This window comes from Erysipelatoclostridium sp. MSK.7.34, assembly GCF_019041935.1.
Lineage (GTDB): Bacteria > Bacillota_I > Bacilli_A > Erysipelotrichales > Coprobacillaceae > Thomasclavelia > Thomasclavelia ramosa.
This window is the reverse complement of sequence record NZ_JAHPYJ010000003.1, coordinates 19,026-37,651: the sequence shown is the minus strand read 5'-3', so window position 1 is coordinate 37,651 and position 18,626 is coordinate 19,026. Positions and strand designations below refer to the sequence as shown.

Annotated in this window: 17 protein-coding genes; all 17 read left to right on the top strand. The window is 31.0% G+C overall.

Translation table 11 applies throughout. The annotated features are described in order from the left end of the window. Positions 1 to 56 precede the first annotated feature (56 nt). The 17 genes from KTF99_RS03010 to deoC all read left to right on the top strand — a co-directional run bounded on the left by KTF99_RS03010 (position 57) and on the right by deoC (position 18,610). On the top strand, positions 57 to 368 hold the full coding sequence (locus KTF99_RS03010) for a plasmid mobilization protein (RefSeq protein ID WP_029482174.1): 312 nt from the start codon (positions 57 to 59) through the stop codon (positions 366 to 368). Positions 369 to 448: 80 nt separating this feature from the next. Next, positions 449 to 1,636: a relaxase/mobilization nuclease domain-containing protein gene (locus KTF99_RS03005; RefSeq protein WP_254210086.1), complete on the top strand. Its 1,188-nt coding sequence runs from the start codon at positions 449 to 451 to the stop codon at positions 1,634 to 1,636. A gap of 13 nt (positions 1,637 to 1,649) precedes the next feature. Then, positions 1,650 to 2,009 (top strand): TnpV protein, encoded by a 360-nt coding sequence (locus KTF99_RS03000; RefSeq protein WP_029482177.1) that lies wholly within the window; start codon positions 1,650 to 1,652, stop codon positions 2,007 to 2,009. A 237-nt stretch (positions 2,010 to 2,246) separates the two neighbouring features. After that, on the top strand, positions 2,247 to 2,534 hold the full coding sequence (locus KTF99_RS02995) for a DUF3892 domain-containing protein (protein WP_029482179.1): 288 nt from the start codon (positions 2,247 to 2,249) through the stop codon (positions 2,532 to 2,534). Positions 2,535 to 2,591: 57 nt separating this feature from the next. Next, on the top strand, positions 2,592 to 3,149 hold the full coding sequence (locus tag KTF99_RS02990; protein WP_087357277.1) for a restriction endonuclease subunit S: 558 nt from the start codon (positions 2,592 to 2,594) through the stop codon (positions 3,147 to 3,149). Next, positions 3,139 to 4,761, top strand: coding sequence for a type I restriction-modification system subunit M (locus KTF99_RS02985; protein ID WP_029482183.1), 1,623 nt, complete (start codon positions 3,139 to 3,141; stop codon positions 4,759 to 4,761). The genes KTF99_RS02990 and KTF99_RS02985 overlap by 11 nt, the downstream gene beginning before the upstream one ends. A gap of 101 nt (positions 4,762 to 4,862) precedes the next feature. Continuing rightward, positions 4,863 to 5,117 (top strand): hypothetical protein, encoded by a 255-nt coding sequence (locus KTF99_RS02980; protein WP_029482185.1) that lies wholly within the window; start codon positions 4,863 to 4,865, stop codon positions 5,115 to 5,117. Positions 5,118 to 5,126: 9 nt separating this feature from the next. Continuing rightward, on the top strand, positions 5,127 to 5,525 hold the full coding sequence (locus tag KTF99_RS02975; RefSeq protein ID WP_029482187.1) for a hypothetical protein: 399 nt from the start codon (positions 5,127 to 5,129) through the stop codon (positions 5,523 to 5,525). An 11-nt stretch (positions 5,526 to 5,536) separates the two neighbouring features. Then, positions 5,537 to 6,799 (top strand): restriction endonuclease subunit S, encoded by a 1,263-nt coding sequence (locus tag KTF99_RS02970; RefSeq protein ID WP_029482189.1) that lies wholly within the window; start codon positions 5,537 to 5,539, stop codon positions 6,797 to 6,799. Between the two features lie 12 nt (positions 6,800 to 6,811). Continuing rightward, a complete protein-coding gene (locus KTF99_RS02965; RefSeq protein WP_217215442.1) occupies positions 6,812 to 6,988 on the top strand; it encodes a hypothetical protein in 177 nt (58 codons plus the stop codon). Positions 6,989 to 7,049: 61 nt separating this feature from the next. Continuing rightward, positions 7,050 to 10,187 (top strand): type I restriction endonuclease subunit R, encoded by a 3,138-nt coding sequence (locus KTF99_RS02960; RefSeq protein WP_029482191.1) that lies wholly within the window; start codon positions 7,050 to 7,052, stop codon positions 10,185 to 10,187. Beyond that, on the top strand, positions 10,187 to 10,909 hold the full coding sequence (locus KTF99_RS02955; protein WP_217215440.1) for a M48 family metallopeptidase: 723 nt from the start codon (positions 10,187 to 10,189) through the stop codon (positions 10,907 to 10,909). The genes KTF99_RS02960 and KTF99_RS02955 overlap by 1 nt, the downstream gene beginning before the upstream one ends. A gap of 285 nt (positions 10,910 to 11,194) precedes the next feature. Next, complete coding sequence (locus KTF99_RS02950; RefSeq protein ID WP_217215438.1) at positions 11,195 to 14,206, top strand: DUF4268 domain-containing protein; 3,012 nt, start codon at positions 11,195 to 11,197, stop codon at positions 14,204 to 14,206. Between the two features lie 341 nt (positions 14,207 to 14,547). Then, on the top strand, positions 14,548 to 15,540 hold the full coding sequence (locus tag KTF99_RS02945; protein WP_217215461.1) for a DUF262 domain-containing protein: 993 nt from the start codon (positions 14,548 to 14,550) through the stop codon (positions 15,538 to 15,540). After that, the gene (locus KTF99_RS02940; RefSeq protein ID WP_051397587.1) at positions 15,537 to 16,028 is read left to right on the top strand and encodes a hypothetical protein; all 492 of its coding nucleotides are present in this window, start codon (positions 15,537 to 15,539) and stop codon (positions 16,026 to 16,028) included. Before KTF99_RS02945 ends, KTF99_RS02940 begins: the two co-directional genes overlap by 4 nt. 930 nt (positions 16,029 to 16,958) lie before the next feature. Beyond that, a complete protein-coding gene (locus tag KTF99_RS02935; RefSeq protein WP_008792601.1) occupies positions 16,959 to 17,726 on the top strand; it encodes a DeoR/GlpR family DNA-binding transcription regulator in 768 nt (255 codons plus the stop codon). Between the two features lie 173 nt (positions 17,727 to 17,899). Next, the gene (deoC, locus tag KTF99_RS02930) at positions 17,900 to 18,610 is read left to right on the top strand and encodes a deoxyribose-phosphate aldolase (RefSeq protein WP_003535717.1); all 711 of its coding nucleotides are present in this window, start codon (positions 17,900 to 17,902) and stop codon (positions 18,608 to 18,610) included. Positions 18,611 to 18,626: the final 16 nt, after the last annotated feature.

Below are 18,626 nucleotides of genomic sequence, written 5' to 3'. Positions count from 1 at the left end.
TTGTCCCCAAAATACAACATCATAAGCTGCTACGACCAGCAAGATTGGAGGTTCATATGAAAAGAAATCATGAAATTAAGATACGATTTAATGATGATGAATTCAAAATCTTAAACAATAAATTAGAAAAAACAAGCTTAAGTAGAGAAGCATTTTCTAGAGCTTGCATTTTAGGTAAAGAGATAAAAGTACCGCCTGATCTAGAATATTATAAGTTAAAAAATGAGTTCAATCATATCGGTAATAATCTAAATCAGATAGCAAGAGCATTGAACAATAGACAAGACATATCACTAAAAAACATCATGGAAACCATCAAAGAATTACGACAAATGATCAAGAATCTTGATGAAAAAGTTAGGGGCTGATCAAAGCAGTAACATCAATTTGGGCTATCCGAGATCGTTTGGATAACGCCATCAATTATGTCGAAGATGAAAAAAAGACAATGCAAACGGTCTTGGATTACATCAGCCAAGATAATAAAGTCAAACAAAAAAAGTATGTAACTTGTCTTAATTGTGATGCATTTGATCCATTAAAATCGATGCAGGTGACCAAGAAGTTGTTCCATGATCATAAAAGGATCGTAGCGTTTCACGGTTATCAGTCATTTAAAATCGGCGAGGTCGATGCAAATGTTGCACATGAAATTGGAGTAAAGTTAGCACAAAAAGTGTTTGGGAATCGCTTCGAAGTTGTCATTACCACACATCTAGATAAAGAACATATCCATAATCATATCTTGTTAAATTCAACTTCATTCATTGATGGAAAACGATTCTGTAATACCAAAAAAGATTACTGGAACATGAGAAATACATCCGATGAACTATGCAAAGAATATGGTTTATCTGTCATCGAAGATCCATCCTACGATTCAAAAAAGTTGAATTATCATATCATGAAAACCTATATGAATGACATTAAAAAAGATATCGATACTTTGGTAAAAGAAAGCAATTGTATTAGGGATTTAAAGGATAATATGAAAAAGAAAGGGTATGAGTTCGATAGAATTGATGAAGAAGATGTTGTTTTTCATCCGTATTGTAATGAACCAATCTATCTAAAATCATTAGGAGAAAGGTATCATCTTGATGAAATTGAAGAAAGATTGACTGACAAATGGATTCTTCCTCAAAACGTTGAACATACACAAAGCTATTATCAATGTAAGGAATATTATCAACTTTATAAAAGAAAACAGTTACCTAAGCTAGCAGGAATACATGTTGCTTATCTTATTTCAATTAATATCTTACCTACAAGAAAGCGACATATATCCAAAGAAGCAAGACAAGCACTCAAGAAAATGGATCAATATTCTAGAGAAATTGAACTTCTTGCCAAGAACAAGATAGAAGATATCAATCAATTAAATAACTACCAACAACAAAAACAAGATGAACTCAATGACCTATTAAAACAAAGACAAGGGTGTTATTATCAACGACAACGAGCAAAAACGATGGATGAAAAAGAAGAATGGTCAGCAAGAGCCAAGTTATTTACACCAGAAATCAAGAAGCTAAGGCTTCAAATCAAAGCGTGTGAGAACATCAGGAATCGTAGCTTTGATAAAGATATTGAAAGAATAGCACAGAAGAAAATTAAACAAAGAGATGCAAGATAGGATGGAAATGACAATGAAAAAGATCAAATATAACAAAGTAGGAGATTATGAGTTTCCATCATTAAAACAAGAAAGACCAATACCAAATTTATCAAGATTAGGAACAGAATATCTAAGAATTTTAAAAGAAAAACATCCAGGGCATTACCTTGCTTTACCAGTAAGAGACGAACTGAATGAAGAATTGATTCGTTTTGATAAAGAGTTAAATCAACAATATGAAACCTTTGTTGAACAATACAAAATATCAAGAAATATAACAGAAGAATTAAAGAAACAAGATCAAATGAAGTGGGTGAAGGAAATGAATGATATCAAATATTTTGCTAAGAATATGTTAATAGATAAATATAAGTATTTGATTTTGATCTGATGATTTATAGTATAAATATAGGAAAAAGACCTTTTTTTCAAAAAAATCAAGTGTAACATACTTACACTTGATTTTTTTTGAAAAATATGTGATAATGATTTTGTCAAATGAAAAAGCTCTATATCCCAAGGCTGAGTAAGGACATAGAGCTTAGCATCTTGCGATACTATAACACACATTCATTTTATTAAAAGATGCTGCATTTGTCAATATAAAATGAAAGGAGGACCTTGGTTTATGGTCTATATTGATGCAGTACATTATGAAAAAAATATATATGGTTTTGAAGTGATTTCACACTTGAAATGGACAAATACTTTGTCGCAACCTGCCACAAACATTTGTACTAAAAGTGAGTTGATTGATTTTATTAAAAAAAATCCTAACAGTACAAAAACTAAATATTATAATTCATGGAAAGGCTGGGTTGTTGGCGAAGATGTGAGAGTAGTAGATAATAGCTATTTGAGAACTGATTCCAATAATATTAAGGCTGATAATTTGGGCTCTCTCCCTAGATTTTAAAAAAGTAGACCAATGAAGCTCAGCATCGATTGGTCTTTTTTTTGCGAAGGTGGTTTGATGAAAAAGAAATTAAAAGATGTGGCTAAAATAAAATTTTGTTTATCACAAAAAGTGATTTCAGACGAAAAACATAAAATAATAACGCCAATTAATTTATTGGAGAATAATGTCATAGATAATTTTGTTTTTGATGATAGGGTTCGAGTTAATAAAGATACAAAAGTACATAAAGGAGATATTCTTATAAAAAGAGTAAGTCCTTCATTTGTAAATTATATTGATGAGATTGATGAGGATACGTATGCTTCTGGAAATTTGATAATAATTTCGGCAGTATCTGTTGAATCTAAATATCTTGCTTATATTCTTAACAAAGAAATTTCAAAGATTACTCAATCTCTATCTGGAGCAAAAATCCCGTCTATTGGAAGAAATGATTTAGAAGAGATAGAGGTTCCAATCCTTTCTATAAAAAGGCAAAAAGCAATTGGCGATTTGTGGCATAAAAGTATTGAAGTTTATAAATTAAAAACAAGGTTAAATGAGTTAGAGTTTATTAAAGTAAAAGGGATTTTAAGTGAATTGGTGAATGGAGGAGAGCAAAATGTCAACTAAAAAAACAACTTTTGAAGATATCAAAAATGCTTTGTGGGCAGGTGCAAATACATTTAGAGATAATATTGATGCTTCTAATTATAAAGATTATGTCTTGTCTATGTTGTTTGTAAAATATTTAAGTGATACTTTTGAAGAAAGTGTAGAAAATCTAAAGAAAGAATATGAAGGGCTTCGACTAGAAAGACAAATTTCTAATCTTCCTTTTGTCCTTAAAGAGGAGTATACATTTAATTATTTGTTAAAAAATAAATTTTCTGTAGACATAGGATCTAAAATTAGTGAAGCTTTAACTGGAATTGAGAGCACAAATGCGATTTTGTCTGGAATTTTTAGAGGCATTGATCTTAATAGCGAAGCTAATTTGGGCAAGAAAGAGCAAAAGAATCCACTTTTAAGGACGTTACTTGAAGATTTTGCTGATTTAGATTTAAGACCTAGCCATATTGAAACGAAAGATAATGAAGTTCCAGCCGATGTTGTGGGAGATGCTTATGAATATATGATTGGCGAATTTGCAACTATGGCTGGGAAAAAAGCAGGAAGTTTCTTTACACCACAGCAAGTATCAGAGGTTATGGCACAAATTGTATCTCCACAGGAAAAAGACCGTATATATGATCCAACTTGTGGATCTGGCTCTTTGCTTATTAGAGCTGCGAAAAAAGGAGGACTAGACAAAGTTTCAATATATGGTCAAGAGGTAAATAATTCTGCTATTTCTATGGCAAGAATGAATATGTTTATTCATGATATAAAAGATGCACATATAGCTTGGGGTGATACTCTTGCAAATCCTCAACACCTAGATAGCGACGGAAATCTTATGAAATTTGATTGTATTGTTGCTAATATGCCTTTTAGCAAGAACAAATGGGCAGAGGGTTTTAATCCTGGTGGTGAGGTTTCGATTGACGAAGATGAATCTAATACTAAATCAACTAAAAAGGGTAAGAAAAAAGAGTTTAAGATGGAACCATCTCTTGACAGGCATCATCGATTTGATTTAGGTGTACCGCCGGCAAGTAAGGGTGACTGGGCATTTTTGCTCCATATGATAGCGAGTATGAGCGGAAACGGAAGAATTGCAGCCGTTGCTCCTCACGGAGTTTTGTTCAGAGGTGCGTCTGAAGGACGAATTCGTCAAGCGGTAATTGAGAAAAATCTCATTGATGCTGTTATCGGATTGCCGGAAAATTTGTTTTACGGTACTTCAATTCCGGCCTGCATTGTTGTATTTAAAAAAGGGCGTACCACAACCAATGTTCTTTTTGTTGATGCTTCTAAAGATTTTAAAAAAGAAAAAGCAAAAAATAAATTGCGTGATGGTTCAAATGGAGAACCGAATGACATCAAGAAAATAGTTGATACTTACAAAGCGTTTATAAACAGAGAAGAAACAGCAGAGCAAGAAAAATACAGTCATGTTGCAACTCTCAACGAAATTCAAGAAAATGAGTACAATCTCAACATTCCTCGCTATGTTGATACTTTTGAGGAAGAGGAACTTATAGATTTGGAGAGTGTAAACAAGGAAATTACAGACATTAAAACTCAGATTTCTTCACTTGAAAAAGAGATGGAACAATGTATGAAGGAGCTTGGTTTATGAGTGATATTGTAAAGTACAGCGAAACATATTAAGCATATAAACAAGTACGGAGAAGAGTTTTGGTATGCCAGAGAATTACAGCTGGTACTTGAATATGTACAATGGCGAAGATTTTAGACCATATGGGCAGTACGGAGCTTGCAGCTAATCTGTTCCGTGCCACGCAGACGGAAGAAAAATTGCGCCGTGAAAGCATTCAAGGGAAGGAGAATGCCAACAAAACGCACTATGAGGTCGGTGTAAAAGTGCGTAAAACTATCAAGGAACTCGGTGATACTATGCCGGAAGATTTGCCAACTACTGATAAAAGTATCAATCAGATAGAACGGGAAATGGAAAAGAAAAAACTGAAGTAGGTAAATTGTATGATTAAATTTAATGAAATAGATTTATCGGGGGTTAATGCTGCCCTAGCAAATAGTGCTCGTCAGGCAGCAGAGGTATCTGTTGTTATGACTGACAGAGCGGATTATAACAGAAGAAAAGACGAAGCACTTTTTGAAACTGCTGAGACAAGCCGAGCACAAAAAGAATTACTTGAGCAGCAGCTAAAAGAAGTGAGAAAGCAGAATTGTCTTTTGAAAGAGAATAATACAGCATTAAAGGAAAACTATTTTACTCTCAAAGAGTTATATGAAATGACAAAAGCTGAAGCGAAAAGTAATGCAAAAGAAGCAAATCAAAATAAAATTTTCGGCTGGGTGTCATTTGTGGTAGGTACCGTCATTGGGATTGTGGGTATCGTAATTGGAATTATCGTTTAGGAGGTCGGCATATGACCGAAGAAATAAAACAAAGAATAGAAACTATAAAAGCAGGAAAAGTGCCTGACGGCTACAAAAGAACTGTTGTAGGCATTGTTCCAAATGAATGGGAAAATAAAAGACTGTCTGAATTGCTAAAGTTTCAGAATGGAGTTAATGCTGATAAAGAAAAGTATAACAGCGGAATTAAAATGATTAGTGTTATGGATATTTTGTCTAACAGACCTATATTTTACGACGATATTAGAGGACAAGTGGACATAGATGAAAAGGCTTTGAACAACTATAGCGTTACCTATGGAGATATTCTTTTTCAGAGAAGTTCTGAAACGATAGAGGATGCAGGAAAATCGAATGTATATCTGGATGAAAAGAACACAGCTACATACAGTGGATTTGTAATCAGAGGGAAAAAGATAGCTGATTATGATCCCTTTTATTTAAATGAGATTCTCAAAACATCCGGTATTCGACAGCAGATTATAAAGTATTCTGCAGGATCTCAGCACATTAATGTAAGCCAAGATTCACTTTCAAGGGTGAATGTATGTCTTGCAAACGAATATGAGCAAAACCGCATCGCAGAAATCCTGTCTAAATGGGACAAAGCAATTGAGTTGCAGGAAAAACTGATTGAAAAGTTAGAATTACAGAAAAAGGCTTTGATGCAAAGGCTTCTTACACCGAAGGCAGGGTGGAAGAAAGTTAAATTGGGGAAATTAGCTTTTATGCAAAGTGGGGGCACACCAAAAAGTACAGTTGAAGAATATTATAATGGGAATATTATTTGGGTTTCGATAAACGATATAAGTTCTTGTGGGAAGTATTTATCTGATAGTGAAAGAAAAATAACTGAAAAAGGATTAAAAAATTCATCTGCACGATTATTTCCAAAGGGAACGATTCTTTATGCTATGTACGCCTCTATTGGAAAATGTTGTATTGCTACATCAGAGTGCAGTACAAGTCAAGCCATTTTAGGGATAATGACAAATGAAAAACTTGTTTCTGAATATTTGTATTACTTTTTGATCCATCATCAAGAACGGATACTGGCACAGGGACAAAAAGGAACACAATCAAACTTAAATAAAGAAATGGTACAGAATATAAAAGTAGACTTGCCAGATACGATAGATAAGCAAATTAGTATAGTTAAAATTTTGAATTGTTTTGATCGCTATATGGATAGTCATATAGAAAAATTAGCTACTTTAAAACAGCAACAAAAATCAATACAACAGTTGCTGTTAACTGGAATTGTAAGAGTATAAGGAGGAAATAGAATGGCTAAAAACAAACCTTATGGTGATAATGCTCGTGTGGGAGCAGTAAAAAACAGAACGCAGGTATATAACCCTAAAACCGGATTATGGACAAAAAGAGACAGTGAAACAGGGAGGTTTATGGAAGTAAAAACATCTTCCGATAAACCTTTTAAGGGTATAACAAAAGAAAAATAAGTTCAGTAAAAGCCTGCTTTTTAAGTCTGGCTGTTGCTGCTTATGTGGGAGGAATAGAGATATGCCAAAGCATACAATATTTAATGAGCGTCCGGAATGTCAGGACAGGCTTATACATCTTTTAATTAATATGGGATATGAATATGTCTCACGCAGTGAAGCAGAAAGCAAAAGGAGAAACTTGTCTTCCGTACTGTTTGAAGATGAGTTGATTCACTTTTTAAGAAAACAAACTTATCTATACTGTGGGCACGAATTGCTTTTCTCGGGAGAATCAATTACAAAAGCGGTAAAGGAATTGGATGCTTCCCTTTTGCAAGGTCTTTCTATGGCAAGCAAAGAAATATATAATCTCATTACTTTGGGAATCAGTTTGGAGGAAAGAATTGCAATAGATAGTGATATTCCAGTAAAGCAGTCGTTTGACTTGCATTATATTGATTTTGAGCATCCTGCAAATAATATTTGGCAGGTAACAGAAGAATTCAGCGTTCAGCGTCCAAACGGAAGTTATGCACGACCAGATGTTGTTTTAATGGTCAACGGTATTCCTTTTGTTGTAATTGAATGCAAAAAGTCCAGCATCGATGTTATGGAAGGCATTCATCAAAATGTCCGCAATATGATGCCTGACTATATTCCTCAGCTATTTAAATTTTCTCAACTTGTAATTGCAATGAATCCGCAGAAAGTTCTTTACGGTACAGGTGGGACAACCTCTGACTATTTTGTAGAGTGGAGAGAAGATGAAGTCAAATGGCAGGATGAAATTTGCAGAAAATGTTCGCCGGATGGTTCTATTTTGGAGCAGGATAAATTTGCAGTTTCTTTGCTCAGTAAAGTAAGACTACTTGATCTGGTTCAGAATTTTATACTTTTTGATAATAACATCAAAAAGATTGCAAGACATCAGCAATACTTTGCAATTAATAAATCTATGGACAGAATTAATGGTAAAGATGGAAGTTCTTCAAAAGGCGGCGTTATTTGGCATACACAGGGAAGTGGAAAATCTCTGACAATGGTTATGCTAGTTAAAAAAATTCAGGCAGTAAAAGGATATGAAAATCCCAGGTTTATCATTGTTACAGACCGTATAAACCTTGATAAACAAATCCGTGATAATTTTGCTAATTCTCAAATGGCACCTGTTCGTGCTGCGACCGGAAAAGGACTTAATTCTTTGTTGAAGAATAAAGATAACATCGTTATCACAACACTAATAAACAAGTTTGAAACAGTGTACAAAAACAGATATTTAGAGCCTGACAGCGATAAATTCTATGTATTGGTAGATGAGGCGCATCGTTCGCAGTATAAATCGATGTTTAATTATATGAAAGAAGTTTTGCCAAATGCAACGCTGATTGCGTTTACCGGCACACCGCTTATTGCAAAAGCAAAAAAGAATACTTACAAAACTTTTGGAGAGCCGATTCATAACTATACAATGAAGCGAGCGATAGAAGATGGTATTACGGTTCCGCTCGTTTATGAAGGGCGTAAAGTCAAACAGGAAGAACCTGCATTGACGATCAACAACTATTTTGAAAGTTTGACTGAAGGTCTTCCGCAAGAACTTAAGGATAAACTTTCAGACAAGTTTAGTAGATTTAAAGCTATATCAGAAGCCAGAAGCCGTATCAATTTAATAGGATTTGATATTGCAGATCATTTTAAAAATTATTGTGTTCCAAAAGGCTTAAAGGCGATGGTTGTGTGTTCTTCACGAGCAGCAGCGGTTGAAATGTATGAAGTGCTAAAAGGTATGTCTGGAATTAACCCTCGTGTAGTAATCACATTTGGAGATAAGAGAGAGGGTGATGATGACGAAACCACAGATGAAACTATAAAAAAAATAAGGGCATATTATCAGAAAATGGTAAAGCCTTTATTTGGCGACAATGACGAGAAATATGATGATCATGTTTGTGAAGATTTTAAAAACCCGGAAGGCGAAATCAATATGCTCATTGTCAAAGATAAGCTGTTGACCGGATTTGATGCCCCTGTTGCCGGTGTTTTGTACTTAGATAAATCTATTCAACAACATTCCCTATTACAGGCTATTGCAAGAGTGAATCGAGTTTATAAAGGGAAAGATTTCGGCTTGATTGTAGATTATTGGGGAGTTTTTAAAAAGTTAAATAAAGCAATAGATATGTATGAAGACGCTGAGTCCGGAATGAATGGATTTGATAAAGCCGATATTGAAGGCGCTATCTTTGGTCCGATTGATGAAAAAAATAAACTGGCAGCAGCGTATGAAAATCTAATTACTATGTTTGAATCGATTAAAGATTCCCAATCTTCTGATGTTTGGCAAAAAAGTCTTGCTGATGAAAAAACAAGAAAAGAGTTTTATAACAAACTAAAAGAATTTGCTAATTTACTCAATTTGGCATTATCTAATCGGGATATATTTGTAGAGGTAGGTTTTGAATTAATTGAAAAATACCGCAAGGAATATTTATTCTATAGAAAATTAAAAGATAGTGTTATGCTACGATATGATGATGAAGTTGATTTGTCTAAGTATGAACAAGGGATAAAAAACCTAATTGATACTTTTGTGAATGCAACAGATATTGTATCTGTAGTTAAGCCAGTTTCTATCGGTGATGAAAAAGCGATGAAAAGGCTTCTTGAGAATATGGATTCAAATGAATCTCGAGCTGATGCGATAAAAACTAGAATGGAATCTAAACTCAAACAGATAAGATATGATGATCCCTTGCTGTTCGAGGAATTTTCTTCTAAAATTAAAAAAACTATTGATTTATACAATGAAACACGCGACGCAGATGCGTATTTAGAAAGTATGAAGATAATGGCTGATGATTTTAGAAACGGAATAACCTCACAAGATTATCCTTCTCAAATTGCAAACGACAGTGATTCAAAAGCATTTTATGGTGCTATTATTACTCAACTCAAAAAAAATGAAACAATAAAAGTTATAACTGATAAAGAGGAATTGATTGCAAAATATTCGTGCCGAATTAAAAAAGTTATCAGCGATAATGCAAAGCGAGACTGGAAACACAACGAGGTTGTACATAAAGCGATGCACAGAAATTTAGATGATTGTTTATTTGATATGTTTGAAGATATGGGCATTGTCATTGATAAATCAAATATTGATTTGCTCGACTTAATTATTGATGAAATAATGAAAGTTGCGGTGGCGAGATACTGATGAATAAGTATATTCTAAAATTAACATCCCCTTTTGATAAAACCATTGTCTGTATCCATCATAAGAATATCAAAAACATTCATCTTAAAGTTTTTAGGGATTTGAAAGTTGTTTTGTCTGTGCCAAATGGAGTAACAGACGAGTGGATTACTGAGTTTCTTATTAGTAAATCAAGTTGGATAGAAAAGCAACTACAAAAATACAAACAATCGAGCGGATATAATAACTTAATTGATATCAAAAGTGGAACATCTACTCAATTGTTAGGAAAAGATTGTAGAATCATTAAGAAAATCTCTGAAAAAAATTATGTGCTTGAGGATGAGAAAAATATTATTGTTTATGCAAATAAAATGAGCAATAAACATCAACAAGTATTAGAATATTGGTGGCGTGAAAAAGCATATAAGACTTATCAGAATGAGATGAACGAACTCTATAATAAGATTTTTAAAAAGTATGGAATAGAAGAACCGTCTTTATATGTCAGAAAGATGAAGACTTTATGGGGAAGCTGTACACCGTCAAAAAATAAAATTACAATAAATGAGTATTTGTTAAAAGCTAATATTCGTTGTATACAATATGTTATCTTGCATGAATTAACACATCTTATTTATCCGTATCATAATAATGAATTCTATACTTTTCTGACTATTCATATGCCTGATTGGAGTGAAAGAAAGAAACAATTAGATTTTGAGGTTGTACAAGGAATATGATAAAAATAGAACATATATGTATTAATGATAAAAATAATTTTAAATACACAAAAAATGAGTTTAATGTAAATTTTGTCAAATGGATATGGTAGGTGTAAGAATTCATTTTGTTAATATTTGATCTATTCTTAGAATATAGAAAGTATCTTGAGATGCTTTAAATTAGAAATTATACTTGCCAATTAGTTTCTAATGTTCTAGAAAGTATGAGGAATCAAGATATTAAAAATGATATACCTATTTTGTAAAAATATATTACAGTAAGGAATCGTAGGAGGAAAATTTATGAAAGGCTCTGAAGCTAAAATGACAGGCTTTATGGAAGGCGCTGACAAACGTTATGTGATTCCAGTATACCAGAGAAAGTATGATTGGAAATATGAAAACTGTCATCAATTATATGAAGATTTAAAAAAAATAGCAATTGATGGTAGAGATAGTCATTTTTTTGGCAGTATCGTTTCTGCTATCGTTCCTAATGGCAGTAAAATAGAATATCATATCATAGATGGTCAACAAAGATTAACAACCATAACGTTATTACTTTTAGCAATTCGTAATCTTATAGCAAAAGGTAAAGTAAGAACAATTGAAAGTAAACTTGATGAACAGATTAATCAACGTTTTCTTATTTCACCATGGGCTAGTGAAGATGATAAAATTAAACTTCGCCCAGTTAAGAGTGATAGAGATGCACTTGCAAAACTGTTTGGAGATGAAGAGGATTATGATCATAGTTCTAATCTTACAATCAATTATCAATTTTTCTACGACAAGGTGATGAAAGAGGAAATTCCTGTATCAGATTTATATGCTGCAATTGGTAAATTAGAAATTATTAGCATTACATTAGACCAAGGTGATAATGCACAGCTCATCTTTGAAAGTTTAAATTCCACTGGGTTGGCACTGACTGAAGGTGATAAAATCAGAAACTACGTATTAATGGGTCTTCCTACTAAGGAACAGACGCAGTATTACGATACATATTGGGCAAAAATAGAAAAATGTACTAATAACGATGTCAGTGGTTTTATAAGGGATTATTTAAGCATAAAACAGCAAGTCACTCCAACTATTAGTAATGTATACAGGGCTTTTAAAGAGTATACAAAATTCATATCACTTCCTATAGATACTTTACTTACAGATCTTTTACGATATGCAAGATTTTTTGAAAAGTTACTTACTTGTAAAAGTGGATTAGAAGAACAAAAATTGGATGATTGTCTGTATCGTTTAAAACGATTGGAGATTGTTGTTACCCGTCCATTTTTGATGGAAGTTTTAAGATTATGTCAAGATGAAAAATTAACTACCAATGATGTTTTAAGAATATTTTTAATTGTTGAAAATTACTTATTTAGAAGAAATATCTGCGAAGTACCTACAAATGCATTGAATAAGATTTTCTTGAATTTAAATAAAGAAATTATTCGCTATGATAATACTATGGATGATTATGTTTCAAAATTTATCTACGCATTACTTTCAAAAAAAGAAAGTGGTCGATTCCCAAATAATGATGAGTTTAGAACAGCTTTAGAAGAAAAACAAGTATATCAGATGCGTGGTAAGTATAAGGCTTATTTATTTGAGAGATTTGAAAACTATGGAACAATTGAAACTAAGGATGTTTATACACATCTTGATAATAATATTTATACCATAGAGCATATTATGCCACAGCATTTAACACCAGCTTGGACTGAAAGCTTAGGAGTGAATGCTGCAGAAATTCATGCTACATGGGTGCATCGATTAGCAAATCTTACTTTAACCGGATATAATCCTAATTTGAGTAATAATACTTTTGTTGAAAAGCGTGATGCTAAAGAAGGTGGTTATAAAGCAAGTGGGTTGAAGATGAATCAGAAAATTTCTACAAAACAGAAATGGGGATTAGCAGAGCTTAGAGAACGCAATGATGAAATGTTAGATATGGCAATGGAAATCTGGGCATATCCAACAACAGATTTTATGCCATCAGAGAAAGAATTTGACTCATGTACTTTGGATGATGAAAATTTTGATCTTACTGGCAGAGATATTGCCAAGTACAGTTATTTAAATACAGAACAGCCAGTAACAAGTTGGACTGATATGTTTGAACATATTGTTAAGTATCTACATCATAAAGATAAGTCTGTACTTATTACACTTGCATATAGTAAGAAAGAAAAAACTGACCTCGCTACTTATGTTTCAAATAATGAATCTAATTTACGTAGTGCACTCAAAATAGATGAAAATCTATATATTGAAAAAAATACAAGTACAATACTTAAGATGTCTATTCTAAGAAGAATTTTTACATTGTATAAAGCTGATCCGATGGATTTAGTTTTCTATTTGAAGAATTTAGAAATGAAAAGAGTTTCTGATACAAGTAGATTTGAAATCAGAAGAAGATATTGGGAATATGCACTTCCAATTATTCAAGAAAAAAATATGCATAGGGGTACATTTAGTGGATGTAATCCAACTACTACAAATACTGAGTCTGGTTTTTTTGGTATAAGAGGAATCTGTATAAGCTGTATTGCAAATTATGACAAAGCACGAATTGATTTTTATTTAGGTAATGGGGATAAAAAGAAAAATAAAAATATTTTCAATATGCTGTATAAACATAAAAATGAAATTGAGAGCAATTTGGGAATATCACTAGATTGGAACAGAGCAGACGATTATAAGGCTTCCTGGATAAGTTATTATCTTGATAATGTAAGTATTGCAAACGAGAATGACTGGCCAAAAACAGCTAAATTTCATGCTGAATGGAGTGAGAAGATTTCTTCGGTAATGCTTGAATATTTGCTTACCGACGAAGAGAAACGATTGAATAATATTGTAGCTATTTTCAGAGCATTGGCACAATCAAAATCAGAAGTTTATCTTGATGTTTCTAAATGTAATAGAACTTATACCCGTTTTACTACAAATAGAATGACTTCGATTTTACCAGATATTCCTGGAGCATTAAGTGGATGGAATACTGATAACCACTATTTCTATGAAATAGTGAATAGAAATGGAAAACAATCATATATTCAGTTAGTGATTAGTTCAAAAAATATTACTGATGATTTTAGAAATATATGTGACAATATCAATAAATACTATCCGGCTAAATTGAAAAAAAGTAATTGGCAATGGCGAACACCATTTAAGACTAAAGCATTCGAACTTGGAGAAGAATTGAATGAGATGGATATTTTTTCTAAACTGAATTCTTGCATGAATGAGATACTTGCATTTGAATTGGATTTGATAAATCGTCTTAGTCAAAAATAGTTTTGAATTATGAAGCTTGTTTAGTTAAGATAAGTTTTTTCTTAAGTCTACTTAAAGAAGATAGAAGATTATAGTAAAAAAATTTAACATTCTATGTATAACTAGAAAATCCATTCGTAAGAATTTATTAAAGATATAAGTGAGGACATAAAATATGAGTTTAGTAACTATGAATAATAAAGTTTACTATGGGGAGTATTCTTTAAAGCATTGGATAAATTTAATATTAAAAGGTAACATTAAGTTACCAGAATATCAAAGATACTTTGTTTGGAATCTCGAAAAAACGAATGATTTAATTTTAGCATTAAAAGAAAAACAATTTATCCCCCCCTGTTACAATAGGTCATTTTAAAAATGATCTTGAAAGTATTAATTTGATTTTAGATGGGCAACAGCGTCTGACAAGTATATTGTTAGCTTATTTAGGAATTTTCCCAAATAAAAAAAGGTTTGAAAAAACAAAAGAAAAAGGATTTATCGATGAAAATGATGATCCAATTGATGATGAATTGATTGATAACATTTTAGAATGGAATTTTAATATACTAATAGAAAAAGGAGTAACAAAAAATCAAATTAAAGGAAATATTTATTCGGATTATTATATTGATGTTGATTTTGAAGTAGATGACAATTTTTTTGATAATAACTTCTTAGGATTTTCGTACTTGGTTCCAAATAATGAAGATGAAAAAGCACAACAAAAGTATTATTCAAAAGTATTTAGGAACATAAACATACAAGGTGAATCATTATTACCACAAGAAAGCAGATTGGCATTGTATTATTTAGATAATGATCTAGTTAATTATTTTAATCCGGAATTTTGTAACAAAATTTTAGTTAATGATTCTAAGGTGGATTTTGTTAGATATTTGGCTTTGTTATCTCAATATAAAGACGCGCAGTCAATTAATTCTTTAGCAAAAGGTTTTTCAAGAAAAATGGAAAAATACTATGAGGAATTTATATATTTTGCTGTTGGTGAAGAAACATCTAAAATTTTTGGTGATAGTTCTTTAATTTTTAAAAAGAAAAATATTTCAGAAAATTTTGATCTTTTGGAAAAAACAATCGCTCAATTAGATCTATTTAAAAAGTATGAATCAATTATAGATTTAGATATAGCATTATTTGGATTAATATATTTTATTGTATTTATGGAAAAAGAAATTGATTGTTGTAATAAAAATGAATTGCTTAAAAAGATAAGTGAAAAAATAGATGAATTAAGGGGGATTCCCCGTCATCTTAAAACTCCAAGTGCCCTTAAGTATCTAAGAAAGAGGGTAGAAGATTCAATTTCAATATATGAGGAATTTGTAAAATGAGTAAGCATGATAAATTTATATTAACTCCAATGTCAACAATTTTAGAAGAAGCTATACAGGCTAGCTCAGGAATAGGAAGTGGGATAGAAACTTATCCATTATGTGATTATATTATGCAATCAATATTTTTAAAAATGACAGGATATCAAGAACAAAAAATGAAATGTATAGCTTGGGAAATAGCTACAAATAATTTTGAGTATAGAAGAAGACTTTTGAATAATGATGATAAATTAGGTGAATGTTCTACATATGATTCAAAAAATAAGATATATAAAGCCTTATTTAAACAAATAAAAAGTATAGATTCAAATTATGAAATTGAACAGAGTATTAAAGTAAGGATAAAAAATAATTCATTTAATAAAGTGAAAGATATGTTTATGGATACAAATTTAGTTACTTGGAATAAAAAGTTGTTTAATGATTTTCTAGAAAGCAAATTAATAAAAGAAACGCAATATTTAAATAATTCAAGAAAAGTATGACGAAATATATAAACAACGAAATAGGCTTGCACATAACACTCAATCATATCAACAGAATCTACCAGATTTTAAAATGTTAAGTATTGAAAAAGAGTATTCAAGAAATTATTTTTTATGGTTTGCCATATTGTTATTAATAGATAATATTTTCATAGAACTATACAAAATATATATAGACTTATTTGAAAATTGCATAGTATAAATAATATACCAAATGATAATAATTCAATTATATAGAAAAATATGTAACCACTACACGAGAGGCTCAAAGTAACGTATATAATATTAATCTTTAAATTATATTTTTTGCTAAGAATATTAACAAATTTGTTCACTATAATTGTTTTGTTTTAGAGTTTGAATAGTATTAACAATTTTAAATTGGTATCGTTATGATGCTTTTTGTTGTGATTTGTACAGTATTAATTAATGGTACTATTTTGGTACTAAGATACACTGTAAATAAAAATAGTCAAAAGATACAATGGTAAAATTAAGCTAAATACTGACTTAAAAGCACTTATTAAAACTAAAATATTTTAAAGTTTATCATACGTTGGTGAATAATTGAAATTTAAACCCTTGATGAATTCAAGGGTTTTTCTTTTTTTCTAAAAGATTTGACATCAAAAAATCTTTTAAATAGAAATAATAGGTGTAAATATAGTGATTTATGGATGAGAAACCATTAAAAATCAATAAAATAAGTGTTATCATACGTTGGTGAATAATTTTGACTAATAAACCTTGATTAAATCAAGGTTTATTTATAGAACAGTTTGATTTAGCAAATCTTAGATATTGTTTAAAGTTATAGTTAACAAATCATATAATTTTATAAAAAGTAATTATATAATGAAAAAGATTATCTTTTTAAAATAATTGAATAAAAATGGCATTTAAGTATAATGAAAAGAAGAGGTGAGTATGATGATTGCAAGTGAGAGGTTTTTAAGAATAGTAAATACAGTTAATGAACGTGGGTTTATTTCAACAAAAGAACTTTCTGAAAACTTAGATGTAACAGAAACAACGATAAGAAGAGATTGTGAAGAACTTGAAAAACAAGGACTGCTGATAAGGGTTCATGGCGGAGCAAAAAGTATTGAGCAAAAAACAATTCTTTCAAATAAAGATGAAAAACAAATGAGCGAAAGAATTACTAATAATAAAGAGAAAGATTTAGTATGTAAAAAAGCAGCATCATTTATCAGGGATGGAGATTGTATATTTTTAGATGGTGGAACAAGTATTGTACCGATGCTAAAATATATAAAAGGAAAAAATGTTAAAATAGTAACACATAGTACCTTGATTGCAAATGGATTTAATGATTTTGAATCTGAATTATTTATGATTGGTGGTAAATATATTCCAGAATACAATATGTCAGTTGGTCCAATTACTTTAAGTGACTTAGAAAAGTTTAATTTTGATTATGCTTTCTTAAGTTGTGCCGGGATAGATATAGATAGAAAATTAGTCTATACAGCTGAAATGGATACAATGGCAGTAAAACAAAAAGCAATGGACTTAGCAGTAAAGAAGTATTTATTAATTGATTCATCAAAGTTAAGTGTTAAAGGTTTTTGTAGCTTTATTAGCAGTGATGATTTTGATGCAGTTATCTGTAATAAGGATGCTCATATGAATATTGATGATATCCCAGTAAATTATATTTTAACAAATGAAGATTAAATAAAGACATATTGAACTAGTTTGTTTGATATGTTTTTTTATACAAAAAAACAAAAACGAACAAAAATAAACAAATATATGTTTACAAATGTTTGTTTATGTGTTATTTTTTAATTAAGGAGGAAAGATAACGAACAAAAACGAACAAAAATAAATAGTTATCTATTAGAAAAATGAAAAAAATAACAAAAAAGGCAAATGAAATGAATTTAAAGGAGTTAGCATCTTATATTGACTATTCAGTTTTAAAACCAGAATTTACTGAACAAGAAATTATCGATCTAACAAAAGATGGAGTAAAGTTAAATTGTGCAACTATTTGCATTAATCCTGGTTATATGGATTTATGTGAGCCTTATGTTAAAGGAACAGACACAATGCTATGTCCAGTATGTGATTTTCCATTTGGAACAAGCTCAACAGAATCTAAAGTTAAACAAATTGAAATTGTGGCTAAATACGATTCGGTTAAAGAAATTGATATAGTCGCTAACTTTGGAATGATCAAAAGTGGAAAGTGGGAAGAAGTTTTAGCGGATATTAAAGCCTGTACCGAAGCGGCCCATAAATATGGAAGAGAAATTAAAGTTATTTTTGAGACTGATGCTTTAAATGAGTTACAAATAAGAAAAATGTGTCATATTTGTATAGAAGCGGGTGCTGATTTTGTTAAAACAAGTACTGGATTTTTAACGGGACATGAAGCTCATGGAGCGAGTTTGGAAATAATCAAAGTAATGATGGAAGAATGTGGTGATAAAATTAAGATTAAAGGAAGTGGATGTATTCGAACAAGAGAACATTTTTTACAATTGATTGATATGGGAATTGATCGTATGGGAGTTGGATATAGATCAGTATCTGTTGTGTTAGGGTTAGACTAGCTAATCAAAAGTGTTT